Origin of the sequence: Bradyrhizobium iriomotense (assembly GCF_018129405.1) — a bacterium.
GTDB lineage: Bacteria > Pseudomonadota > Alphaproteobacteria > Rhizobiales > Xanthobacteraceae > Bradyrhizobium > Bradyrhizobium iriomotense_B.
The window spans coordinates 1-22,131 of sequence record NZ_JAFCLP010000020.1; the positions used below are offsets into that span (position 1 = coordinate 1).

Consider the following 22,131-nt stretch of genomic DNA (forward strand, 5'->3'; position numbering starts at 1 on the left):
GACCGGTGCCATCAGCGTACGGCAAAATCGTGTGGTCCTGACGCCCGGGGTCTGTGCGTCAAGTCTTGCGGTGATGTCGCGGCCCGACCGGGTCCGCGCATCAGTCATCCGCAAGGCGACGGGGGCAATAGTGCATCGCTCCCCGGGGAGATCACGACTAAGCCGTAAAACCACTGCGCAGGGAAGGCCGGGATGCTCCGGTTGCCCTGTTACCCGCTGTGCATCGTAGCGCAATCTGCTCGTGGCATAGCGGTCAATGGGAGCCAGCCGGCTCCCGGTCTTCCCTGCGTCCTCTTTCATCTGAGGGTGAGACGACCAGGCAAAGCTCGGGCGAGATGAGCCGCGAGAATGCGAAGGTGCGTCTGCGATGAAGATGCGAGCCATAGAAGCATGCCGGAGCCACTTGCTCCGTCATTGCGAGGAGCTCCTGCGACGAAGCAATCCAGACTGTCTCGTGGAAAAGATTCTGGATTGCTTCGCTGCGCTCGCAATGACGGCGTTGCGACGGACGAGCAAGATACCTCCCCAACGTCGTCCTGGCGAAAGCCAGGACCCATTACCCCGGTCAGCGTTGCCGAAGCGCGATGTGGCCACCAGCGTTCGCAACAACCAAGTTCGGTGGCTATGGGTCCTGGCTTTCGCCAGGACGACACCAAGGATGTTGCCGCATCCCCCTCCCCAGCCCTCTTGCCCCGCCAACAGGCCCTTGTAACAAAACTGTCATACAGCAAAACTAAACGATTGCCGGGGGCCGCGGTCGGCGGCCATGCCGCCTCACCGCCAGGAGACTTCCATGCGCCGTTCACTGCTGTTGCTGTCCGCCGGACTGACAGTGCTGTCCACCGGACTTGCTTCCGCCCAGAACAATACCCCCCGAAACCTGATCCTGTTCATTCCGGACGGTCTGCGCGCGCTGAAGGTGACGCCCGAGACGGCACCGGCGATGGCCGAGGTCCGCGACAAGGGCGTCAACTTCAAGAACCCGCATTCGCTGTTCCCGACCTTTACCATGGCCAACGGCTCGGCGATGTCGACCGGCCATTATCTCGGCGATACCGGCGTGTTCTCGAACACGATCTGGACCAACTACACCTCGGTTCCGGCTGGTGACACCGTGGTCCCCTTCATCGAAAACGACGCCGTGCTCGGCGACATCGACGAGCATTTCAAGGGCGACTATCTCAACGAAGAGACCATTCTGAAGATGGCCCGCGACAAGGACCTCAGCACCGCGGCGATCGGCAAGGTCGGTCCGACCTACCAGTTCGACCACACCGACAAGCCTGAAAAGGCGGGCCTGCACTCGATCGTGTTCGACGATTCCACCGGCGGCAAGAACGGCGTGGCGCTGTCGGACGAGGTGAAGGCGGCGCTGACCAAGGCGGGCCTGCCCCTCGCCACGCCGCCGCGCGGCGACAACTCCAAGGCGGGCGATGCCAAGACGCCGGGCACCACGGTCGCCAATGTCGCGCAGCAGGCCTATTTCGCCGACGTCGCCGCCAAGGTGGTGCTGCCGATGTTCAAGGCGCGCAACAAGCCGTTCGTGCTGGTGTTCTGGTCGCGCGATCCCGACGGCAGCCAGCACAACACCGGCGACAGCCTCAACCAGATCCTGCCCGGCATCAACGGGCCGACCTCGATGGCCGGCATCAAGAACGCCGACACCAACCTCGCCCAGCTCCGCAAGGCGCTCGACGAGCTCGGCCTCACCGCCTCGACCAACATCATCGTCTCCGCCGACCACGGCTTCTCGACCATCTCCAAGGAAAGCAAGACCAGCCCCTCGGCCAAGGTCAGCTATGACGACACGCCGAAGGACTTCTTGCCGATGGGCTTCCTGGCGCTCGACCTCGCCAAGGCGCTCGACCTGCCCCTGTTCGACCCCAACGACAAGAACGCGAAGATCGAGGGCAACAAGCATCCCAAGGCCGGCAACGGCGTGCTCGGCAAGGATCCGGAAAAGCCCGACCTCGTCGTCGCCACCAATGGCGGCTCGGACCTGATCTATCTGCCGAACAAGGACAAGAAGCTGGCAGCGAAAACCATCAAGGCGCTGCTCGAGCAGGACTACATCTCCGGCCTGTTCGTCGAGGACTCGCTCGGCCGCTTCCCCGGCACGCTGCCGCTGTCGAGCATCAACCTGCGCGGCAAGTCGGCAACGCCGACGCCGTCGATCGTCGTCAACTTCCGCTCCTATGCCAGCGAGTGCGGCGAGGCGCCGACCAACTGCTCGGTGCAGGTGGCCGACACCGTGCTGCGCCAGGGCCAGGGCATGCACGGCAGCTTCAGCCGCGGCGACACCATGAACTTCATGGCCGCCATCGGTCCGGACTTCAAAGCCGGCTTCGTCGACGAGCTGCCGGTCAGCAACGCCGATGTCGGCATGACCGCGGCGCAGCTGATGGGCCTGCGCGGCGCGCAGAACGGCGGCCTGGTCGGCCGGGTGATGTCGGAAGCCCTGCCGAACGGCATCGTGCCGAAGGCGTACAAGGCGGTTGAGAAGTCGAAGATGTCCGAGAACGGCCTTCAGACCGTGCTCAACCTCCAGCGCGTCGGCAGCCAGCGTTATTTCGACGCCGCCGGCTTCCCGGGCCGCACGCTTGGCCTCGAGCCGGATGCCGGCAAACAAAAAACGGCGGGGAAATAACCCCGCCGCTCTCTCTCGCGCCTCGCAAGGGGCGCGAAAATCTTACACGCCCAAAACGTTACATCCCAATGTCGAACACTTTCGGCAATTGGCCCGCCAGAGGCAGCGCGGTGGCGCCGAGGAACGTCGCCACCATCGCCATCAGGCGACGGTTGTTGTGACGCTTGCCGCGCATCTGGCCGGCGATCCACTCCAGCATCTCGCTGTTGACCTTGGAGGCGTAGGACGGCGCCCAGCTCTCGATGTCGGTATCGGCCGACAGTGCGACGCTGCGCGGCGGCACCTTCAGACCCGAGGCGCTTGCGGCATAATGGGCAACGGCCTTGGCGAGCAGGTCGTCGAAGCGCCCGCCATCGGTGCGCTCGGTCGCGGCCTCGTTGATCTCGAACAGGACTTCGGCCTCGGTGCGGCTGACCGGCTGGTCGTTGACGGCGGTCGCGGTCAGGATACGGGCGCACCAGGCGGTGTCATCGGCATCGAGCGAGCGGGAAAAGTGGACCCGGCCCTTGGTGGTTGGGCCTTCGCCCGTGATCACGCCGTCGCGTACGATGGAGAGTGCGTGGGCCGCGGTATCGCGGCAGGACGGTTCGAGGGACGGCGACTCGACAGACTTAGGCGCAGCGGCAGACATAGTTCACTTCCAGATTTCTTCTGATCGGCCAGCATTTTCATGCCGGCGTAAAGGGGTGGTTAATGATTCGATACGGGGATCGCGACTTTTCTCAATGGTTGCCGATTAGTCGCTACGAGGACCATTTCGGTTCCGGAGAGCGTCGGGCCAGCGTGATGCGGGTCATAAAAGGCTTTATCGCGGCAACCGAGAACGGTGGAGATGTTTCGCCGCAGGTGCCGCGGTAACAGAAAAGTGCTAGGAGATCGGCTCTTCAGAGAAGGAATTCACATTTTACTTCAAGCGGTTCAGTCAGCGTTCACTTAAGCCCGCCAAGCCCCTATACTGACGGCGACGGCCAGAGACAAATTCTCAAGTAAATTCAATGCGATGAGGTAGAACCATGACACTTCCGATTGGCACCACCGCCCCCGACTTCGAAGCCGAGACCACCGAAGGGAAGATCAAGTTCCACGACTGGATCGGCAACAACTGGGCCCTCCTGTTCTCGCACCCCAAGGACTTCACGCCGGTTTGTACGACCGAGCTCGGCGTGCTCGCCAAATTGAAGCCGGAATTCGACAAGCGCGGCGTCAAGCTGCTCGGCCTCTCGGTCGATCCGATCGATCGCCACGCCAAATGGGCCGAGGATATCAAGGAGACGCAAGGCGCGGCTCCCAACTATCCGCTGATCGGCGACACCGACTTCAACGTCTCGAAGCTCTACGAGATGCTGCCGGCCTCGACCTCGGGCGATCCCCTCACCCGCACGCCGGCCGACAACCAGACCGTCCGCAACGTCTTCATCATCGGGCCGGACAAGAAGATCAAGCTGGTGCTGGTCTATCCGATGACCACGGGCCGGAACTTCCAGGAGATCCTGCGCGTCATCGACTCGCTCCAGCTCACCGCCAAGCACCGCGTCGCGACCCCGGCCGACTGGTTGCAGGGCGAGGACGTCATCATCGCGGGCTCGGTCTCCAATGACGAGGCCAAGACGATCTACCCGCAGGGCTGGAAGGAGCCGAAGCCCTACATCCGGATCGTGCCGCAGCCGAAGTAACTGACAGTCATTCCGGGACGGTCCGCAGGACCGAACCCGGAATCTCGAGATCCCGGGTCTGGTCCTTCGGACCATCCCGGGATGACGACGCTGAATTACGCCGCGTGCACGCGGTCGAGGAAGCCGTCGACCTCGGCCTTCAGTTGCAGGCTCTCGCCCGACAGCGCCTGGGCGGAGGCGAACATCCGGCTCGACGTCGCGCCGGTCTCGCTTGCGCCCTTGGCAGCGTGACGGACATTGACCGCGACATCGGCGGTGCCTGACGCCGCAGCGCGAACGCTGGCCGCGATGTTGTGGGTGGCATTCCTCTGCTGCTCGACCGCAGCCGAGATCGAGCCCGCGATGCTGCTGATGTGCTCGATGGTCTGGCCGATCCCCTTGACGGCGGCAACCGACTCCTCGGTCGCAAGCTGCATGCTGGCGATCTGGTTCGAGATCTCCTCGGTCGCCTTCGCGGTCTGGCCGGCGAGCGTCTTGACCTCCTGAGCCACCACCGCGAAGCCGCGGCCGGCATCGCCGGCGCGCGCGGCCTCGATGGTGGCATTCAGCGCCAGGAGGTTGGTCTGCTCGGCGATGGAGGTGATCAGCTTGACCACGTCGCCGATGCGCGAGCCCGCCTCGGACAGCTGCGCGATACGCTGGTCGGTGGCCTCGGCCTGCCGCACCGCCTCGGCCGAGATTTCGTTCGATTCCTGCACGCGGCGGGTGATCTCGGAGATCGACTGCGACAGCTCGTCAGAGGCTGCGGCCGCCGAGCGGACATGCTCGGAGGCGTCCTCTGAGGCCCCGGCCGACCGCGCCGAGAGATCGGCGGTGGAGCGCGCGGTGTCGGTAAGCTGCCGCGCGGCCCGTTCGAACTCGCCGGAGGAGCTCAGCACCTTGTCGAGGATGCCGCCGACGCTGCCGCGGAATTCTTCGACGAAGTTGCGCAGCTCCGCCTTGCGTTGCTCGGCCGCGGCAGCCGTGGCCGCCGTCTGCTCGCTGCGCAGACGCGCCCGCTCCAGCGAATTGCTTCTGAACACCGCGACCGTGCGGGCAATCTCACCGATCTCGTCGGCGCGGTCCTCGCAATCGATCTCGACGTCGCTCTGGCCGTTGGCGAGCGCCGTCAGCGAGCGCGTGACCGAGGTGAGCGGCCGGGTGACGCGGCGGACGATCAGCAGCGTGAGGACCAGGACCAGCAGCGCAGCAAGTCCGGCGGCGGCGGCCATGCTCGATATCGCCTGGGTCAGCATGGTCTCGAACTGGGCCATGGGGATGCCGACATAAAGAATGCCGGCGACCTTGCCGGCCGCGTCCACGACCGGGAAATAGGCGGTCATGAACGACTTGCCGAACAGGACGGCCGGGCCCTTATAGGCCTCGCCACGGCGCAAGCCGGCCTGCGCCGGATGATCGGCGGCAAGCTGGGTGCCGACGGCGCGGTCGCCATTCTCCTTCTTCACGTTGGTCGAGCGTCGGACGAACTGGCCGCTCGCATCGTCGAACACGAACAGGGTCGCGTTGCCGCCGACATAGGACACCGCGCGATCGACGATCGCATGGTCCTTGAAGTCGGGCATTCTGGGGACCTCGGCGCGTACGACCGCGCCATCCCTCACCGTGATCTTCACCTCAGGAGCGGTCTCGGCAAAGGCCAGCGCCAGGGTGCGCAAATTGACCTCGATGTCGCGCAGCGCACGATCATTGAAAGCGGACGTGAGCGACCAATAGCCGGCACCGACCACCAGCGCCGTGTTGACGGCGATCAGCAGCACGGCCGACAGGACTGCCTTGGTGCCGAGCTTGAACTGCGGCAAGAACCTTGCCGTCGAAAGGTTGGACATGAATGGAATCACCCCCGTAATTCCTGCATAATCGTGCAATCGGCTTACGGCAGCATTAACGACGGTTCACAGCGCCGCGAGCGGCATGCTTTCCAAATCGTAAACGAGGACCCGCCTGACCACGCCAAGCGCGCCGCCCATCATCGTCTGGTTTCGCGATGACCTCCGCCTGTCCGACCATCCCGCCCTCCATGCCGCCGCGGCATCCGGCGCGCCGGTGATCTGCCTTACGTCCTCGACGACACGGTCGGGCCAGCGCCGGCATCACGCCCGGCAAGACCTATTCGCAGCCGATCGTCGATCATGCGAGGGGACGCGAGCGCGCGCTCGCTGCCTACGCAAGGATCCGCAAAGGTTGAGCGTTGCTTTGACACAATTGTGAAACCAGCTATCGTCATCGCTCCATACAAACCGTGGGGGACGATATGGACGACGACAAGCCGATCACCGAACAGGCGATAGAGACGGTGGCCACCGCCGTGGAAGCGACCAAGGGCGCCGCCGTCACCGCCGCCAAGACGGTGAGGAAAGCTGCCAAGAAGGTTGCGAAAAAGGTCGCGCCGAAGAAGGCAAAGAAGGCCAAGAAATCTTCGAAGAAGGCTGCAAAGAAGTCGGCGAAGAAAGCTGCCAAGAAGACCGCGAAGAAGGCGGTGAAGAAATCCGCGAAGAAGACCGCCAAGAAGAAAAAGAAGGCCAAGAAGTCCAAGCGCTGATCGCGGCGCGAGAAGCATGTCTCCGGGTGCGGGCGCGCCCGGAGACGGCTCCTGCGATCCCCTACCCCTGCTTTTTGGCGGCGCGCCGGCCCGGGTGATGCTTGCCTTGCGGATCGCGGAATTCGCTGCGATGACCGCGCCGGTCCTCGCTGTTGAAGCGCCGCCGCTTTGCAGGCGAGCCGAATGCCTTGATCACCTTCCTGCCGTTGACTTTCTTGATGACGTAGCCGCCCTCGGTCATCGAGAACGGCTCCTTGAGCGTTCCCTTGTGGTCGAACTTGGTGCCGCGCGGATGCTGGAACGGCTCGAACCAGGACGGGTAGACAAAGTTCGACATTTCGAAGCGGCCGACGCGGAAGGAATCCTCCTCCACGGCGTCGCAGACCTCATAGGCATATTGCGTGTTCGGGTTCTTGTCGGCCCAGAGATTGGCCATGGGGTCGAGCACCATCTCGAACAGCTCGTGCGAGGCCGCCACGCTGAGGGGCTCGTCGCCCAGTACCTTGACGAAGATCTTTGAGATCGGCTGGCCGCGATGGGTCAGCTCGTGGCGCCCGAGCATGTTCTTGTGCGAGGCGTCGTCGAAATAGACCAGCTGCCAGTCGGTCGGCTTCGGCTTCCGGGTGACGTAAAGGTCGACCGGATAGCCCCACACCGGCAGGAAGTGCTTGTCGTAGCATTTTTGCAGTGCCGCGGTGAGCTCGGCCATTTCGTGGCCGCTGATCGACTCCTCCGCGTAGTTGATGCAGGCAATCCGGACCGGCTTCAGGGACCGGCCAAGCAGCGCGCGTCTGGCTTTCTTCATGGAAATCACCGCGTGAAAGGGGAAGCTGAAATGTGCTCAGCCTAACACGACGCGGCCCGCACGTCAGGGATGTATTCCACCGTACCGCTCCACCCGCCTAGAACCGCCGGTTGACCACGAACACCGCGGCCGCGCACATCGCCATGCCGGCAATCGCCAGTGCATCCAGCATTTCGCCAAACAGCAGATAGGCCATCAGCGCGGTCACCGCGGGCACGAGGTAGAACAGGCTGGCCACCGACGTCGCCGCGGCGTGGCGGATCAGCCAGTACAGCAGCCCGATCGATCCGATCGAGAGCGCCACCGCAAGCCAAGCCAGCGCGAGCACGAACTCCCGCGTCCAGTGCACCACGCGGTCCTCGAACAGGAAGGCGCCGATCGCGAAGAAGATGGTAACGGACACGTACTGCACGAGATTGCCGGCGCGCCAGTCGATGTGATTGCAATAGCGGCGCTGATAGAGCGTGCCGAGCGTGATGGAGATCAGCGAGACCACCGAGGCAAGCCAGCCGAGCCCTGCTTCGCCGGTCATCGGACGGTTGTGCAGGATCATCACCACGCCACCGAGACCGAGCACGAGGCCGCCCCATTGCACCGGCGTCACCTTCTCCCCGAGCCAGCGGTTGGCGATGGTCGAGGTCAGGATCGGCTGAAGTCCCGGAATGAGCGCCGAGAGCCCGGCCGGAATCGAATGGGCGATCGCGATCGCGGTGCCGCCGAGATAGAAGCCGTGGACGAGGATGCCGGCGACCGCGCTGTGCGCAATGCCAATCCGGTCAGGCCATTTCGGCCGGGCAATTGCGACGATGATCGCCATCAGGCCGACCACGATCGCCATGCGGATGGCGAGATAGGTCAAGGGATCGGCATTGTTGACGACGTATTTGGTGCCGATGAATCCGGTGCTCCAGAGCAGAACGAACAGGATCGGCGCGGCGCGGGCGGTCAGGGCTTCTTGATTATGGTTCATTGCCGCCCTCATTGCCCCATGGGGGCCTATGCGGCAATGCGAATTTCTGGGACGGCGATGCTGCGCTGCGACGGACGGCGGCTCGGCTCAGCCGCTCACCATTCTTCCGGACAGGGGTCGATGATCCTCCAGAGCTCGACACCGTTCTTGATCTTCTTCATGTCGGTGGTGAGCCCGCCATTGCGGCGGATCCAGTCCTTCACGGTGTCGGGGTAGTAGGACATCAGGTCGGACGTCCCCTCCGAGCTGGTGACCTTGATGCCGAAGGTGAAGGCCTTGTCGTAATAGGCCTGGTGGAAGCCGAGGCTGGCGCGCGGCGTCACACAGATCTTGTTCATCGGCACCATGCCGAGCACGAGCGTGCAGGCCGAGTTGCAGATGCCGTCGATGATGACGCGCTCGCCCTTCTCGCGGACGCGCTTGTACTTGGCCTTGTACTCCTCGACATAGCCGCCATGGTCGCGAGTGATGTGCAGCTCGGCCCGCGCCGGCGTCGTGGCGGCGAAGCAGAGCAACAGCAGGCTCAGAAGCGTGATGCGCATGACGAGGTGACGGTGAAAACCTTGCGGGAATGAGCCGGCCTCAAAGAGCACCCCAGGCGACCGGCAGGAATCTCTAACCGAATTCTTCTTGGTCATACTTGTGTGGGGAATTCGTTAAGCATCCCGAAAAGGCCAAAAATGGGCAGACTTCGACCGCACTTCCGGCAATTCTGTCACACCCATCCGGGAATCGGCGGGATTAGCCCCTGATTCCGGCCCCCGGACGGGTGCCTTCGCGGCTCGAAATGGCTATAACGGCTGAGCTATTTGCGCGGGTTCCGGAGAATCGAGATGAGCAAGTTGAAGCTTGTAGCCGCAGTTGCTGCCCTTTCGGCCGCAATCCTGGCCCCTGGCCTTGCGGAGGCAAATGGACATCACCGGTATCACCGCTCCTACGTCAACCCGCTGCCCTACCCGATCAGCTATCTGCACAATTACGGCCCGGGCATCACCCCCGGCACCTTCGCCTATTACGATGGCCCGGCGACCAACCACTGCTACCAGAGTTCAGCCGCCTATATCGGCCAGGACCGCCGCCGGCACCCCTGCTACTGAGGGGCGCCAGCGCGTCCGCTGCGGGCGTCCTTATTTCGCGGCGCCCGACCGCAGCAACTGCTTCTCGATCTCATAGACCGGCAGCTTGACGAGGTCCTTGCTGACCTCGCCCTGAAGCGCCTTGCGCACGACGTCGGAATAGTCGGCGCGGATCATGCCGAGCGCGCGCGGCGAGGCCACCATGGTCAGGGCCGAAGTCTCGCCCGAGCTGACGGCAGCGTCGAGCCGGCCGGCGAGGCTGCGCAGGAAGGCGCGCTCGGCCTCGTCGTGCCAATCGGTCTGCTCGACCGAGCTGCGTGCACCGCCGACCGCGCCATGCAGCCTGCCTGGCGCATCGCTTCCTTGCGAGCTGGTCGAGGGATTGGGCTGCTCGTGCACCTCCCTGGTGTGGAGGTTCGGAAACATCCCGTCGCCGAGATTTTCCAGAATGAGCGCCTTGCGCCCGTCGCACACGACCAGCCAGTCACCCTTGTCGATTCTCATCTTGTCCATTGCACAGCTCCAATCAAACCGTGGACCTCGGCCGATGCACGCGACCGGCCGGCCGCCTTTCGAATTCCGCGAAGGACTGCCCACAACCACAAGACTAGGGAGGAAGGCGCGACGGTGAATTGCGCAGGATCAAGGATGGCGGCGAAGTCCTGGGGGCAAGCGCGGCATGGCCGCGGCAGCAAAGCTGAGCTAGTCTGGCAGGGTCAGGTCAGGCCCGCGGCGGAGCGGCTGAAGATTTGTTCATCAGCATTACATTTCGGTTCCGCCACAATTTGATCAGAACAACTTCGATATCCTGTATTGCGTAAGCGGAGGAAGACATCATGAATCTCAAGATTGGCCTCGTCGTCGCGTCCATGTTCGGTGCTCTTGCGGCATCGCCGGCGGCGTCCGCCATGCCCGTCGCGCCTGCACCTGCCGTCCCGCAGGTCTCCGACGTCGAGCAGGTCCGCATGGTCTGCGACGCCTGGGGGCGCTGCTGGTGGCGTCCGAACTATTATGGGTATTACGGCCCGCGGCCGTATTACGGGCCCCGATATTATGGGTATGGGCCCCGTGTCTACGGACCACGCTATGGATACTACGGCTACCGCCGCTGGTGATTAGAAGGGGCCCTCGGGGCCCCTTCGCTTTTGCGAGATCACCCGTTCGGTCCACCTGGACCAATTCCAAAACTGATCTAGATCAAAGAGAAAATTCGTCGGGTCGTCATTCTACGGCGATGGCCGATTTGATTGTCTTTCGATGCCCTCAGACGGGCATGAACGTGCAGACGCATCTGGAAAAGCAGCAGAGTCCGGAGACACGAAGCTTCGAGTCCTTCGCCTGTCCCGCTTGCACACGCCTCCATTTCATCGACCTCGTCACCGGCCAACCGATGAGCCGTGAACGTTGACGGTGGCAATGATCCGGCGGACTTCATGGCATGATGTCCGCAATACTACGGCCCGGAATCCGGTTTACTGAGGCGGGATGTTTCGCCATTGATGGCAATGTACTGACGTTCATTTCATTGTCACATTGCAGCAACCGGCCAGACGCATGTTCGACGCCCTCGTCCCGTCCTCCGCGCTTCAACTCATCGGCTTTGCCGATGTCGATGCCTTCAGGCCAATCGAGTCGATGGAAGATGCGAGAAGCATTCCGCTCGACGTTGCGAACTTCGCGGCCGCCCGCGCCGTCGTCTCCCTGCCGGCGTGCCGCATCATCGTGATGCGGTCCTTCGCGCGCATCCTCGACACCGCCTATCGCATGCCGGGCGGGATGGTGATCCTGTCGATGACCGACGACCTTCAGGCCAATTCCAAGGGCATGGATCTCGACGCCCGCTTCTTCGTTGCGCTCCGCGGCAACGACGAGTGCCATTTCGTCGAGCCCCGGACCAATCATTACGCGATGATCATCCTTTCGCCCGGCCTGAAAGACCGGGGCTGGTTCGATCATGCCGACGATTTGCGGGCCTATGTCGCCAACCGGCCCGCCCTGCTCCATGCGCGTCAGCTCGTGCACGACATCCTGCGAACCGCGTCGGTGCAGCCGTTCCTGTTCGAGACCACCGAGGCCGCCGCCCATCTCCAGGAAGGCCTGCTGCTCGCGCTCGACGATCTGTTTCGGATCGGTGCGGGCCCGGACCGGAGCACCTCGGTCCAGGGCGGCCGGTCGACCCTGCTGGTGCAGCGGATCGACGATTACGTCGCAGCCTATCCGACCGCTCCGATCTACACGGCCGATCTCGCCGGTGAGTTCGGTGTCTCGGTCCGGACGCTCAGCGGGGCCGTCAGCAAGGTGCGTGGCATGAGCCTGCACCAGTACATTCGGCTGAAGCGATTGTGGGCGACCCGCGCCCGGCTCCTGAAAGGCGGCGGTGTCACCGTCGCCACCTGCGCGCGCGCCCAGGGCTTCCACCACATGGGCGAGTTCGCCGCGGCATACCGTGCAACCTTCCACGAGGCCCCCTCGGACACGCTGGCACGGGGACGGCAGAGCGGCCTTTCGGCAGGCTGAGTTGCAAGCGCGGCGACGGCCGTCCGGTCTCAGCATCGCCTGGAATACGGCGGTAACACCGCCAGCGGCTTGGCGCGCTCGGAAGGATTCGAACCTCCGACCCTCGGAATCGAAATCCGATGCTCTATCCAGCTGAGCTACGAGCGCCCTGGCCCGGGGATTGGGCCGTAACCGCGAAGCGCCGGACCGTGGCTGGCGAGCCAGCGCACCGGGCGGCGTTCGGACGGGTTCGAATTAGCAGAGAGGCTGGCCAATAAAAAGCCCTTCCCGCCTCCATAGAGGCGGGTCCCAACCGGCTTGTCACCAGGTCGTGTTGAAGAGGCCGAAATGCGGCTGCTGGGCCACCATCATCGGCCGGCCATACTGCGGGCCACCATATTGTGGCGCACCATACTGCGGCGCCGGATGGGCTCTGGCGACCTTACGCTTGGGCTGAGCCTGGGCCTGCGGCTTGACGTCCGTCTTCTTGGCGGCGTCGGCCTTCGAACCAGGCGTAAACTGGGCAAAGGTCTCGCGCACCCGCGCCTTGGCCGACATCTCCGCGAGGGCCGCTGCCGACGCGGTATCCGGCGGCTGGGGCGCAACGGCGGCAGCAGTCTTCACCGCAGGCGGGGCAATCGTGGCCTGGCTGGTGTCGAGCACGACACGCTCGGGCAGATGGCGATCGGACCGGATCCGGATCGACGGCTGGTCGTTGCTTGCGGTCGCGACGGCTGGCGTCACGGGCGAGGCCGGCACGACGAAGTTCACCGCAAACAGCAGGGTGAGCAACGCTCCGCCGACAAACATGAAATACCGAAAGATGGGCATTGGCCGCGCTCCGCCCCCCGCAATCCCCGCGTGGGCTCTCCGCCCTTAACAGGCGATACTTTGATTGGTTCCTGGCCCGGCCCTTCGGTTCAAATGGCGACGCCAAGTTTTTTGGCCAAGGTCCGAACAAGGCCGGAAACGGTAACTTTTCCGCTACCGGAAGACGCCGCCCTTCATGCCCGTCGTGCCGCAACCAGCGAACACTTTGCCTGATCGGCATTGACGTTGACGTATCCGATCGGAATGCGCGCGAACGTCTTGCGGCTCTTCATGCTGACAGTGTCGGGCAGCACGCGGCTGCGAGCGGTGAGAGGCGTGCCGTCACGACGCACGAACGCGCAGATGATCTCGACATCCCTTACGGCATAGTCATTGTCGTTTCGTAGCGTGAACGTCACCAGCGCCCTCGAGCCGAGGCCGCCGCGACGCCAGGTCTGCGAGGAAATCCTGAGATGGTCGAGCTCTGCTGCAGCCGAAGCCGGGACTTCGGCCGTCGGCGAGACTGCCGCTGCGGCATCGCTTGGAGCAGCCGGTTCGACAACGGCCACGTCCGACTTGACCGGCTCGGTGCTATTGCCCTTGGAGAACGGCAGCAGCATCCAGATGCCGCAGCCGACGATGACGGCCGCCAGCAGCCACAGCAAGCCTCGGCCAAACGAGACGCTCACAACCGTCACGGCCCGAGCCAGTCGCTCGCCGGTCCCGGCAAAGCGTCCCAACCCGATCCGGTGAAGCCTGGCGTTCATGGGTGCATCACTAGTGGCGGCCGAACTGCGTTTGCACGACGCAGCAGTCCACTGCTTACCTTAATCCCGGAGAGGAACTAAGGTTCCCGCGAAAGCGAGTCGGCGGGGACGGTGGCGATCACCGGCCGGGGCCGCTAACATGCGCCGCAACATCGAAAGACCCCGTTGGGAGACTATGAAATGCCAATCGCCGTCACTTGGGATCACGTCCATCTGCGCAGCCCCGATCCGGAGGCCACGGCGGCTTGGCTGCGGGACATCCTTGGCGGCGAGATCGTGCGCGCGCCCGGACGGATCGACGTGAACCTCGGTGGCGCCAAAATCTTCATCGCGCCGCTCGAAGGCGACAACGCCGTCAATCCGCCGCCCCCGCACCCGCATCAGGGCCTCGACCATTTCGGTCTGACGGTGAAGGACATCGACATTGTGGCCGCCGAGATCAAGGCCAAGGGCGTCACCTTCACGCGCGAGCCGACGACGATCCGGCCCGGCGTGCGCATCTGCTTCATCCGCGGCCCCGAAGGCATCTCCATCGAGCTGCTCGAGCGCGACAAGAAATACACCTGACGCCGCGCAAGCGCGCCAAGCAACAGCAAGGCCAGCCGGCGTGCCGCCTGGTGCGCTTACGTCATGCTGCCGGGCATGAAGCAGCGGATGGTGACACCCATGTAGCCGTAGATCGGCCACACCATGGTGCGCCCCACCCGGTTCGGCTCCGAGATCACGGCCTCCTCGGGCACATCGACCCAGACGAGTTCCTGCTGCTGGCCGTCAAGCACGTAGCCAAGGCGTGGGACGCGGACACGATAGTGCCCGTCCTTGCTCTCCCAGTCGGTGTCCGAGAGCGCCGAACCGTCGGCATCGGAGCAGCAGGGCCCCTTGCCGCTTCGCAGGCTGTCGAACCAGGCCTTCAACTCAGCATTGGTGTTTACGAACTGGCCCCGGTCACGGGCGTGCCCAAAGGGGGCCGCGAGCCCAATCAAAGCTACGGCGCAGGCCAGCTTCGTCACGCTTCGCCGGCGTGTCGCGCTGCCAATCCGCCGTCGTTCGTTTTTGCAAATCGTGGGACGCGCACTGTACAGACGCGGCTCATCGCCGCCGGAATCGATCCAGTTGCTCACGTTTGTCTTGCTCCAGCACCCCGCGGCCAGTGCAACAATGGTTATGCATTTCGCGGGCCAACTTGATTCGCAACGACTGGCCTCGCCCCATGATGAGACCGTCATATCGGCGTCACAGACAAGCCGGGACAATTACGGTCCGCGCGACAGGGCTACTTGCCGACCGGCAAACTGCCGCGTTGCGCGCGGGGATGTGCTTTGGCATAAAAGCCGTACCGGTTACGCCATTGGGCGATGGCGGCCGGCCCACGGGACGTTATGAAGAACGGCCTCTATTCGATCCACGTCACGCTGCTCGATGGTCGAGTCGGCAAGGGCAGCGGTGTGATCCTTTTTCGCGACGGCAAGATCCTTGGCGGCGATGCCTACCTCTATTACACCGGCAGCTATGTGGTGAAGGACGACCGTACCTTCAAAGGCGAGGTGCTGGTGCAACGGCACACGTCACCTCGGGGCGATGACAATCCGCTATTCGGTGGCCCTGCCCCGGTCGGCATTGGCGTCAGCGGGACCTACACTGACACGCGCGCGGAGATGACGGGGACGGCGCTGGTCGGTAAGGCCAGTCTGATTTTCGGCGCCACCCTGCACAAGCTTGCGGAAGCGGACTAGCTATTCCGCGGCCTGCTCAAGCGGCGCCGTGCGCGGCAAGATCATCTGGATGCGTGTGCCGCCGCCCGGCTCGGAATCGAGATCGAGCCGACCGCCCAGCCGATTTGTGACGATGCTGTAGACGATGTGCAGGCCGAGGCCGGTGCCGCCTTGGTCGCGCCGCGTCGTGAAGAACGGATCGAAGGCGCGGCGGCGGACGTCGAGCGACATGCCGCAGCCATTGTCGGAAAAGATGATCTCGACATTGTCCTTGCCGGACTCGCGCACCTGGATGTCGATCATCCCCGGCCGGCCGTCCGGGAAGGCGTGCGCGACCGAATTGAGGAACAGATTGGTCAGCACCTGCCCGTACGGCCCGGGATAGCTGTTCATGGTCAGATCCGGCTGGCACTCGACGTTGAGCGTCAGGTTGTGTTTGCGCAGGCCCGGCCGCAGGCTCATCACCACCTGCTCGGTGAGGTCGCCGAGGTCGAAGGTGCGCTGGTCCGAATAGTTGCGGTCGGCCGCGACCTGCTTGAACGACTGGATCAGCTCGGCGGCGCGGTTGAGATTGGAGACGAGCTGCGAGGATGCGTCGCGGCTGGTGTTGAGGAAGTCGTTGAGCGTGGAACGGCGAAGCTCGCCGCGCTCGACTTCGGACGTGAACATCGCAGTCTTGCGCTCCAGCGCGGAGGCAACCGTGAGGCTGATACCAACGGGATTGTTGACCTCGTGCGCGACGCCGGCGACCAGCCGTCCGAGCGCGGCGAGCTTCTCCGCCTCGATCAGCGATGCCTGCGTCTCGCGCAGATTGCGCAGCGCGGTCTCCGCCGATTCCTTGGCCTTGCGCATCTCCTGCTCGCCGCGCTTGCGCTCGCCGATGTCGAGCGCGACGGTGACGATGCGCTCGATCTCGCCATCGGCATCGAGCAGCGGCAGCTTGTTGACCAGCCATTGCCGCATGTTGCCGGCGACGTCCTTGTACTCCTCCTCGTAGAAGCCCAGGCCCTTGCGCAGCCTCAGCACGCGCTTGTCGTTCTCGTCGGTCTTGGCCGCGCCATAGCGCGACATCAGGTCCGCCGTGGTCCGGCCGAGCGCGTCGCCGGGCTCGATGCCGAAGATGCCGGCCATGTAGCGGTTCATCAGCACGTAGCGCAGGTCGCGGTCCTTGACGTTGATGACCGCGGGCACGGTGTCGATGACCTGCTGGAGCAGGCGGCGGCCTTCGGCAATGGCGTCTTCCGCCCGCTTCTGGTCGGTGATGTCGCGCAGCGTGCCCTCGTAGCGGACGATGTTGCCCTGCTCGTCCCGCACGCCCGTGGCGCTGTCGGAGAGCCAGAGGATGTCGCCGCTGCGTTGACGCACCTGGTACTCGAACTCGCGCACCATGCCGTCACGCGCCATCAGCCGCTGGTATTCGTCGCGCGCCTCGGGATGGACGTAGATGGTGTGGGCGATGTCGTTGATGCTGTCGATCAGGTGCTGCGGGCTGTCATAGCCCATCATCCGCGCCAGCGCCGGATTGGCGTTGAGGAGGTCGCCGGCCGGCGTCGTGACGTAGATGCCGTCGACCGAACCCTCGAACAGTTTTCGATAGCTCTCCTCGGCGAGGCGCTGCTCGGTGAGCGCGCGCACCGCCGCCTCGCGCGCGGTGTCGGCCTCCTCCAGCGCACGGCGGAACACTTCGGCTGCGCGTGCGATGTCGCCGATCTCGTTGTCGAGATCGGCGGACGGGATCGAGGTGTCCTTCTGGCCGGCCGCAAGCGCGCGAATCGATCGCGCGATCTGGGCCAGCGGGCGCACCGTACGCCGCACCACGAAGGCGGCCGCGACGATGCCGATCAGCACGCCGATGGAGCCGAGCACGATGCTCTGCCAGCGCGCTTCCGTCAGCGTGCGGGCAAAATCGCGCGACAGCACGTGGCCGCGCCTTGCGCTGACCTCGCGCAGCAGTTCGGTGACGCGCCCGATCAGCCGGCCCTCGGTGCCCAGCACCTCGCGGTCGATGTCGGCGATCTGACGCTCGCGGACGGCGACCGCCATGATCGCCTCGGCATAATCGTTCACCGCCGCCTTGAGCTTGGGATCGGTGATATCCATCGCGCGCATGCCCTGCGCGGACTGCTCGGCCGCCGACGGGTTGCGCGCGAGCAATCCCAGCGCGATCCGGCTCTGCGCCTCGGACAGGCGGGAGGCGAGCTCGCGGTTCGCGGTGCCGGAGACCGCCGCGTCGAACTGGTCGCGCAGCGGCGGCAGGCCGGCGAGCAGCTGGGCGCGGCGGTCGATCAGCGTCGAGATCCGCTCCAGGCCATTGCGATAGGTCGCAAGCCGCTCGGTGACCCCGTCGATCATGTCCTGCTGCTCGGGCGCGAGCTCGATGCGGGTCTTTTTCAGGATGTCGCTGAGTGTCGAGGCCGCCTCGCCCACCTGCTTGAACTGGATGCCGGCGCCGGGATCGGTGACGAAGTCGCGCGCGGCGAGCCGCAGCTCGTTCATGCGGCGGTCGATGTCCTCGGCAAGGTCGCCGACGCTCTGCAGCCGCTGTAACTCGGCGAAGGTCGTGTCGATGTGCCGGATCGCAATCACGCTCGCAGTAGAGGTGACGATGATCACCGCCAGCACCAGGATGAAGCTTCCGAACGTCAGCTGGCCGATGGACAGCGAAAATATTCGCTTTTTCTCAGGGGGCGGCGTCAATTCGGCGGACATTGGTGCGTTGAGGACCGGGCTACTGGAAACCCAATATACGACGTATTGCGGGCCCGGGGGAACATGCCTCCCGCCGCGGAATATTCTTAATATCGCGCTTCTCGGCCCACCCTCCGCGCCGGATTATGACGTTTTGACGCTTGCCCGCCGCCCGGCCGGGATCGTCATGGCGGCGACGCCGAGGACGACGCAGGCCAAGCCAATCCAGGCAGTCCGGCTCAAGGTTTCGCCGAGGAAGGCGACGCTGATGGCGACCCCGATCGGGACGCGCAAATAGGCTTGCGCGGTGGTGCCGACCGAGCCCAGGGTCTGGATCAGGCGGAAGTAGATCGCAAACGCAGCCGCGGTCGAGAAGGTCGCCAGCGCGAGCAGCGCCAGCACGGAGCCAAGTGAGGGCGACAGCGTCCAGGGCTGCTCGACGATCAGCGAGGCCGGGATCAGGACCGCAGCCCCCGCGAGCAGCGAGCCGGCCGCTGGGGCCATCGGATCAAGGCCTTTGAAGCTGCGGCCGAAGATCGCGGCGCAGGCGTAGCTGATGGTAGCGGCGACGATCGCGGCCTCAGCAACGAGGCCGCTGCCGACGTCATGGAAGGCATCGACACCGACGATCAGCAGGATGCCGGCCATGCCGGCGACCACGCCGAACAGCTTTCGCGCTGTCGTCGCCTCGTGGCGGGTGACGATCGCCGTGAGCAGGAAGGTGAAGATCGGTCCGGCCGAGTTGAGGATGGTGGCGAGCGCGGCATCGACATGGCGCTCGCCCCAGGCGATCAGCGTCCAGGGGATGACGCTGTTGAGCACGGCCTGGAATGCGAAGCGCTGCCAGGTCGGACCATCCGTCGGCATCTTGATGCCACGCGCCCGCATGACCACCAGCAGCAGCAGGCCCGCAATCGCGGTGCGCGCCGCGATCAGCGTGATCGGCGGGATGGTGGCGACGCCGAGCTTGATGAAGGTGTAGGAGCCGCCCCAGAGCGTTGCGAGCGCGACCAGCAGCGCCAGCTCGACGGCGATATTGGCATCCTGCCGGTTATCCATCCTTGCGTCCCGTCCAATCGCGATGGACGGAACCTAGCGCGTCCGCGCCCGCGATACTTCGGTGCAGGTCGAAGTGTATCAGCCGACCGCGCCGACCTCGAACACCTCGCCGTCATAGCCGGCCTCGCGGGGGATGCGGAGCTGGCGGCCGGTTGCGGTCCTGGTCATGACGGGCATCACGGTGACGATCGACAAGCCGCGGGCGTGCTCCAGCGCTGCACCCACGCTGCCCTGCTTGGCGAGCCGGATCAGATTGCGCGTGGTCGGGAACGGCAGCTTGAAGCGGCCGCTCTCACCGCCCTCCACCGCCTCGCGCGGCGACACCCAGATCGAATCGGTCGATTCCCGTCCATCATGCGCGCCGAGCTGGTCGGGCGGTGCTGCCGCCAGGAAGAACCAGGTGTCGAAGCGCTTCGGCATGCCCTCCGGCGTGATCCAGTGCGCGTAGGGCACGAGCGTGTCGAGCGCGAGCTGGAGGCCATTGTCGGCGAGGATGCTGAGGAAGCTGATCTTGTGCTCGTTGAGCGCGACGCGGTGCTTGTCCGCGATCTCGCCGGCACGCCTGGCATCAACGGGCGTGCCCGTGTCCCTGGACCGCGCCAGCAGGATGCCGCTCTCCTCGAACGTCTCGCGGATCGCGGCGATACGAAAACCGCGGTCCGCTTCGCTCAAGCCTTCGCCGCCCGAATACAGATCGGCGCGGGCGACGATCTCGTTGTCGCCGGCGTCGACACTGCCACCGGGAAACACCAGCGCGCCCGAGTTGAACTCGATCTGATGATGGCGGACCATCATGAAGACCTCGACTTCCTTTGCGCCATCGCGCAGCAGGAGAATCGTCGACGCCGGGCGCGATGCTGATGTCTCGGCCATGCAACTAACCCGCGGCGCTGGATTGCGGGCCGAGATTGGCGCGCTTGTCGAAGCGGGCGACGCGCGACAGCAAATAGTCGACCTCGGCCTTCGCCGTCGCCGTCATCGTCGCGCCGGGCTTGCGCTGCGCGCTGGAGGCGATGACGCCACGCTTCTGCAGCACGTATTTGCGCACGGTGAGGCCGACGCCGGGCTGCTGCTCATAGCGGATCAGCGGCAGATGTGCATCGAACAGATCATGGGCAGCGTCGCGCTTGCCGGCCTTGGAGAGGTTCACGACGTCGATCAGAAGCTCCGGGAAGGCGTAGCCGGTCATGGCGCCGTCGGCGCCGCGCTCCATCTCGAAGTCCAGGAACGTGCCGCCATTGCCGCAGAGGATCGAGAGCGGGCGGAGCGAGCCGTCCTTCTGGAAGCCGCGCAGCGTCGAGATCTTCTCCAGGCCCGGCCAGTCCTCGTGCTTGAGCATCACGCAGTTTGGATTGTCCATGACGATCTTGCGGATCACGGCGGGGGTGAACACCACCTGCAAGGTCAGCGGATAGTCCTGGAGCACCCAGGGCACATCAGGGCCGATGGCTTCCGCGGCCTGCTTGAAATAGCCGATGATCTGGTCGTCGGTGCGAAGCGAGGGCGGCGGCGCGATCATCACGCCGGCCGCGCCTGCGTCCATCGAGGCCTTCGCCAGCGAGCGCATGGTGGCAAAGCCCGGCGCGGAGACGCCGACGATCACCTGCATCTTCTTGGCGCGCTTGACGTAGCGCACCGCCACCTGCTCGGCCTCGGCGGCATCGAGCTTGGGGGCCTCGCCGAGGATGCCCAGCACCGTGACGCCGTCGCAGCCGACCTCCTCGTAGAAATCGGTCAGGCGGTCGATCGAGCGCTCATCGATCCGGCCATCATCGTGGAACGGTGTCGGCGCGATTGCGAAGGTGCCCTTGGCGTCGGCGGTGAGTTTCATCTAGTCCTCTATCCCTTTGTTCGTCATTCCGGGGCGGCTCGCAGAGCCGAACTCTGGTGCGCAATTGCGCACCTGAGAATCTCGAGGTTCCGGGTTCGATGCTTTGCATCGCCCCGGAACGACAACAATAGCTAGAATCGCCGCGCCCCCATCTTGATCTGCTCCTCGGAGAAGAAGATCTCCTTGGCGTGATCGACGATGTCCTGGGCCTTCCAGCCCGAGTGCGGCGGCTTCCAGCCTTCCATTTCCATCATCCGCATTTCGCGCACGCCGCGGGGCCCGGACACGCCCAGCACCTTGCCGGTCTGGTCGCCCGACAAGTCGCTGACCATGTATAGCACGGCCGGCGCGATGCCGTCCGGTCCCAGCGCCGCCGAGGGGTTCTCCTTATAGCGGGGCAGGTCTGCGGTCATGCGGGTCAGGGCGCCCGGGGCCAGCGTCCAGATCCGGATGTTGTACTTCCGGCCTTCGATCGCCAGCACGTTGGACAGGCCCCAGATGCCGCCCTTGGCCGCGCCGTAATTGGTCTGGCCGAAATTGCCGATCAGCCCTGATGTCGACGAGGTGTTGACGATGACGCCCCCGCCGTTTTCCCGCATCCAGCGAAATACCGGCATGGTGCAACAAAAGGTGCCCTTGAGATGCACCTTGATGACCTTGTCCCAGTCGGCCTCCGAGGCCTTGGCGAAGGTCTGGTCGCGCAGGATGCCCGCGTTGTTGACCAGGATATCGGCGCGGCCAAAGTGCTTGATGGCGTCGTCGAAGACCGACTGGCCGCCCTCCATGGTGGAGATGTCGGCACCGTTGGCGACCGCCTTGCCGCCCTCGGCCTTGATCGCGTCCACCACAAGCTGCGCCATCGATTTGTCGGCGCCGGAGCCGTCGCGGGGCCCGCCGAGGTCGTTGACGACGACAGAGGCCCCTTCCCGCGCGAACAGCTTTGCGTAGGCCTCACCGAGCCCCCCGCCCGCACCGGTGATCAGCGCAACCTTGCCGTCGAGTAGTCCCATGGTGGCTTCTCCCTGTTTTTTCTTCCTTCGCCTCTCCCCGCGTGCGGG

The 22,131-nt window shown here is 64.6% G+C and carries 22 protein-coding genes and 1 tRNA gene; 8 read left to right on the plus strand and 15 right to left on the minus strand.

What is annotated here, in order from left to right:
* Positions 1-793: 793 nt before the first annotated feature.
* Positions 794-2,647 (plus strand): alkaline phosphatase family protein, encoded by a 1,854-nt coding sequence (locus JQ592_RS30155; RefSeq protein WP_211406405.1) that lies wholly within the window; start codon positions 794-796, stop codon positions 2,645-2,647.
* A gap of 58 nt (positions 2,648-2,705) precedes the next feature.
* Here JQ592_RS30155 and JQ592_RS30160 read toward each other — a convergent pair whose 3' ends face one another.
* A complete protein-coding gene (locus JQ592_RS30160) occupies positions 2,706-3,278 on the minus strand; it encodes a hypothetical protein (protein ID WP_211406406.1) in 573 nt (190 codons plus the stop codon).
* Between the two features lie 382 nt (positions 3,279-3,660).
* On the opposite strand from JQ592_RS30160, the gene JQ592_RS30165 reads away from it, so the two are divergent.
* Positions 3,661-4,320: a peroxiredoxin gene (locus JQ592_RS30165; RefSeq protein ID WP_211406407.1), complete on the plus strand. Its 660-nt coding sequence runs from the start codon at positions 3,661-3,663 to the stop codon at positions 4,318-4,320.
* Positions 4,321-4,415: 95 nt separating this feature from the next.
* On the opposite strand, the gene JQ592_RS30170 is transcribed toward JQ592_RS30165, so the two are convergent.
* Complete coding sequence (locus JQ592_RS30170) at positions 4,416-6,146, minus strand: methyl-accepting chemotaxis protein (protein WP_211406408.1); 1,731 nt, start codon at positions 6,144-6,146, stop codon at positions 4,416-4,418.
* 425 nt (positions 6,147-6,571) lie between these two features.
* Here JQ592_RS30170 and JQ592_RS30180 point away from each other — a divergent pair, with 425 nt between their 5' ends.
* Entirely contained in the window at positions 6,572-6,859 is a 288-nt protein-coding gene (locus JQ592_RS30180; protein ID WP_211406409.1) for a histone, read from the plus strand.
* 61 nt (positions 6,860-6,920) lie between these two features.
* Here the strand turns inward: JQ592_RS30180 and JQ592_RS30185 are convergent, their stop codons facing one another.
* From JQ592_RS30185 to JQ592_RS30195, 3 genes are all read right to left on the minus strand, one after another.
* Positions 6,921-7,664 (minus strand): hypothetical protein, encoded by a 744-nt coding sequence (locus tag JQ592_RS30185; RefSeq protein ID WP_211406410.1) that lies wholly within the window; start codon positions 7,662-7,664, stop codon positions 6,921-6,923.
* A 97-nt stretch (positions 7,665-7,761) separates the two neighbouring features.
* A complete protein-coding gene (locus JQ592_RS30190; protein WP_211406411.1) occupies positions 7,762-8,634 on the minus strand; it encodes a DMT family transporter in 873 nt (290 codons plus the stop codon).
* Between the two features lie 95 nt (positions 8,635-8,729).
* Positions 8,730-9,176 carry a hypothetical protein gene (locus JQ592_RS30195; protein WP_211406412.1) on the minus strand — a complete coding sequence of 149 codons (447 nt, stop codon included), beginning with the start codon at positions 9,174-9,176 and terminating at the stop codon, positions 8,730-8,732.
* Positions 9,177-9,467: 291 nt separating this feature from the next.
* Here JQ592_RS30195 and JQ592_RS30200 point away from each other — a divergent pair, with 291 nt between their 5' ends.
* Entirely contained in the window at positions 9,468-9,731 is a 264-nt protein-coding gene (locus JQ592_RS30200; RefSeq protein ID WP_211406413.1) for a hypothetical protein, read from the plus strand.
* A 30-nt stretch (positions 9,732-9,761) separates the two neighbouring features.
* On the opposite strand, the gene JQ592_RS30205 is transcribed toward JQ592_RS30200, so the two are convergent.
* Positions 9,762-10,223, minus strand: a complete 462-nt coding sequence (locus tag JQ592_RS30205) for a host attachment protein (protein ID WP_211406414.1) — start codon at positions 10,221-10,223, stop codon at positions 9,762-9,764.
* Between the two features lie 323 nt (positions 10,224-10,546).
* Between JQ592_RS30205 and JQ592_RS30210 the strand changes: the two genes are divergently transcribed.
* Positions 10,547-10,825, plus strand: a complete 279-nt coding sequence (locus JQ592_RS30210; RefSeq protein ID WP_211406415.1) for a hypothetical protein — start codon at positions 10,547-10,549, stop codon at positions 10,823-10,825.
* Between the two features lie 439 nt (positions 10,826-11,264).
* Entirely contained in the window at positions 11,265-12,227 is a 963-nt protein-coding gene (locus JQ592_RS30215) for an AraC family transcriptional regulator (protein WP_211406416.1), read from the plus strand.
* 70 nt (positions 12,228-12,297) lie between these two features.
* On the opposite strand, the gene JQ592_RS30220 is transcribed toward JQ592_RS30215, so the two are convergent.
* From JQ592_RS30220 to JQ592_RS30230, 3 genes are all read right to left on the minus strand, one after another.
* Positions 12,298-12,374: transfer RNA gene (locus JQ592_RS30220), tRNA-Arg, on the minus strand.
* Between the two features lie 153 nt (positions 12,375-12,527).
* Positions 12,528-13,037, minus strand: a complete 510-nt coding sequence (locus JQ592_RS30225; RefSeq protein ID WP_211406417.1) for a hypothetical protein — start codon at positions 13,035-13,037, stop codon at positions 12,528-12,530.
* Positions 13,038-13,210: 173 nt separating this feature from the next.
* Positions 13,211-13,783, minus strand: a complete 573-nt coding sequence (locus JQ592_RS30230) for a hypothetical protein (RefSeq protein WP_211406418.1) — start codon at positions 13,781-13,783, stop codon at positions 13,211-13,213.
* Positions 13,784-13,963: 180 nt separating this feature from the next.
* Between JQ592_RS30230 and JQ592_RS30235 the strand changes: the two genes are divergently transcribed.
* The gene (locus tag JQ592_RS30235; protein ID WP_211406419.1) at positions 13,964-14,350 is read left to right on the plus strand and encodes a VOC family protein; all 387 of its coding nucleotides are present in this window, start codon (positions 13,964-13,966) and stop codon (positions 14,348-14,350) included.
* 56 nt (positions 14,351-14,406) lie between these two features.
* On the opposite strand, the gene JQ592_RS30240 is transcribed toward JQ592_RS30235, so the two are convergent.
* Complete coding sequence (locus JQ592_RS30240) at positions 14,407-14,904, minus strand: hypothetical protein (RefSeq protein WP_211406420.1); 498 nt, start codon at positions 14,902-14,904, stop codon at positions 14,407-14,409.
* A gap of 258 nt (positions 14,905-15,162) precedes the next feature.
* Between JQ592_RS30240 and JQ592_RS30245 the strand changes: the two genes are divergently transcribed.
* Positions 15,163-15,516 (plus strand): GrlR family regulatory protein, encoded by a 354-nt coding sequence (locus JQ592_RS30245; protein ID WP_211406421.1) that lies wholly within the window; start codon positions 15,163-15,165, stop codon positions 15,514-15,516.
* Here the strand turns inward: JQ592_RS30245 and JQ592_RS30250 are convergent, their stop codons facing one another.
* The 5 genes from JQ592_RS30250 to JQ592_RS30270 form a co-directional block, all read right to left on the minus strand.
* On the minus strand, positions 15,517-18,204 hold the full coding sequence (locus JQ592_RS30250) for a PAS domain S-box protein (RefSeq protein WP_211406422.1): 2,688 nt from the start codon (positions 18,202-18,204) through the stop codon (positions 15,517-15,519).
* Positions 18,205-18,327: 123 nt separating this feature from the next.
* Positions 18,328-19,242, minus strand: coding sequence for a DMT family transporter (locus JQ592_RS30255; RefSeq protein ID WP_211406423.1), 915 nt, complete (start codon positions 19,240-19,242; stop codon positions 18,328-18,330).
* Positions 19,243-19,320: 78 nt separating this feature from the next.
* Positions 19,321-20,115: an NUDIX hydrolase gene (locus JQ592_RS30260; protein WP_211406424.1), complete on the minus strand. Its 795-nt coding sequence runs from the start codon at positions 20,113-20,115 to the stop codon at positions 19,321-19,323.
* A gap of 4 nt (positions 20,116-20,119) precedes the next feature.
* Positions 20,120-21,073, minus strand: a complete 954-nt coding sequence (locus JQ592_RS30265) for a dihydrodipicolinate synthase family protein (RefSeq protein WP_211406425.1) — start codon at positions 21,071-21,073, stop codon at positions 20,120-20,122.
* A gap of 131 nt (positions 21,074-21,204) precedes the next feature.
* Positions 21,205-22,083, minus strand: a complete 879-nt coding sequence (locus JQ592_RS30270; RefSeq protein WP_211406426.1) for an SDR family oxidoreductase — start codon at positions 22,081-22,083, stop codon at positions 21,205-21,207.
* Between the last annotated feature and the right edge of the window lie 48 nt (positions 22,084-22,131).

Coding starts and splice junctions, on each gene's coding strand:
- JQ592_RS30155 (WP_211406405.1), top strand. CDS start 794: ATGCGCCGTTCACTGCTGTTGCTGTCCGCCGGACTGACAGTGCTGTCC.
- JQ592_RS30160 (WP_211406406.1), bottom strand. CDS start 3,278: ATGTCTGCCGCTGCGCCTAAGTCTGTCGAGTCGCCGTCCCTCGAACCG.
- JQ592_RS30165 (WP_211406407.1), top strand. CDS start 3,661: ATGACACTTCCGATTGGCACCACCGCCCCCGACTTCGAAGCCGAGACC.
- JQ592_RS30170 (WP_211406408.1), bottom strand. CDS start 6,146: ATGTCCAACCTTTCGACGGCAAGGTTCTTGCCGCAGTTCAAGCTCGGC.
- JQ592_RS30180 (WP_211406409.1), top strand. CDS start 6,572: ATGGACGACGACAAGCCGATCACCGAACAGGCGATAGAGACGGTGGCC.
- JQ592_RS30185 (WP_211406410.1), bottom strand. CDS start 7,664: ATGAAGAAAGCCAGACGCGCGCTGCTTGGCCGGTCCCTGAAGCCGGTC.
- JQ592_RS30190 (WP_211406411.1), bottom strand. CDS start 8,634: ATGAACCATAATCAAGAAGCCCTGACCGCCCGCGCCGCGCCGATCCTG.
- JQ592_RS30195 (WP_211406412.1), bottom strand. CDS start 9,176: ATGCGCATCACGCTTCTGAGCCTGCTGTTGCTCTGCTTCGCCGCCACG.
- JQ592_RS30200 (WP_211406413.1), top strand. CDS start 9,468: ATGAGCAAGTTGAAGCTTGTAGCCGCAGTTGCTGCCCTTTCGGCCGCA.
- JQ592_RS30205 (WP_211406414.1), bottom strand. CDS start 10,223: ATGGACAAGATGAGAATCGACAAGGGTGACTGGCTGGTCGTGTGCGAC.
- JQ592_RS30210 (WP_211406415.1), top strand. CDS start 10,547: ATGAATCTCAAGATTGGCCTCGTCGTCGCGTCCATGTTCGGTGCTCTT.
- JQ592_RS30215 (WP_211406416.1), top strand. CDS start 11,265: ATGTTCGACGCCCTCGTCCCGTCCTCCGCGCTTCAACTCATCGGCTTT.
- JQ592_RS30225 (WP_211406417.1), bottom strand. CDS start 13,037: ATGCCCATCTTTCGGTATTTCATGTTTGTCGGCGGAGCGTTGCTCACC.
- JQ592_RS30230 (WP_211406418.1), bottom strand. CDS start 13,783: ATGAACGCCAGGCTTCACCGGATCGGGTTGGGACGCTTTGCCGGGACC.
- JQ592_RS30235 (WP_211406419.1), top strand. CDS start 13,964: ATGCCAATCGCCGTCACTTGGGATCACGTCCATCTGCGCAGCCCCGAT.
- JQ592_RS30245 (WP_211406421.1), top strand. CDS start 15,163: ATGAAGAACGGCCTCTATTCGATCCACGTCACGCTGCTCGATGGTCGA.
- JQ592_RS30250 (WP_211406422.1), bottom strand. CDS start 18,204: ATGTCCGCCGAATTGACGCCGCCCCCTGAGAAAAAGCGAATATTTTCG.
- JQ592_RS30255 (WP_211406423.1), bottom strand. CDS start 19,242: ATGGATAACCGGCAGGATGCCAATATCGCCGTCGAGCTGGCGCTGCTG.
- JQ592_RS30260 (WP_211406424.1), bottom strand. CDS start 20,115: ATGGCCGAGACATCAGCATCGCGCCCGGCGTCGACGATTCTCCTGCTG.
- JQ592_RS30265 (WP_211406425.1), bottom strand. CDS start 21,073: ATGAAACTCACCGCCGACGCCAAGGGCACCTTCGCAATCGCGCCGACA.
- JQ592_RS30270 (WP_211406426.1), bottom strand. CDS start 22,083: ATGGGACTACTCGACGGCAAGGTTGCGCTGATCACCGGTGCGGGCGGG.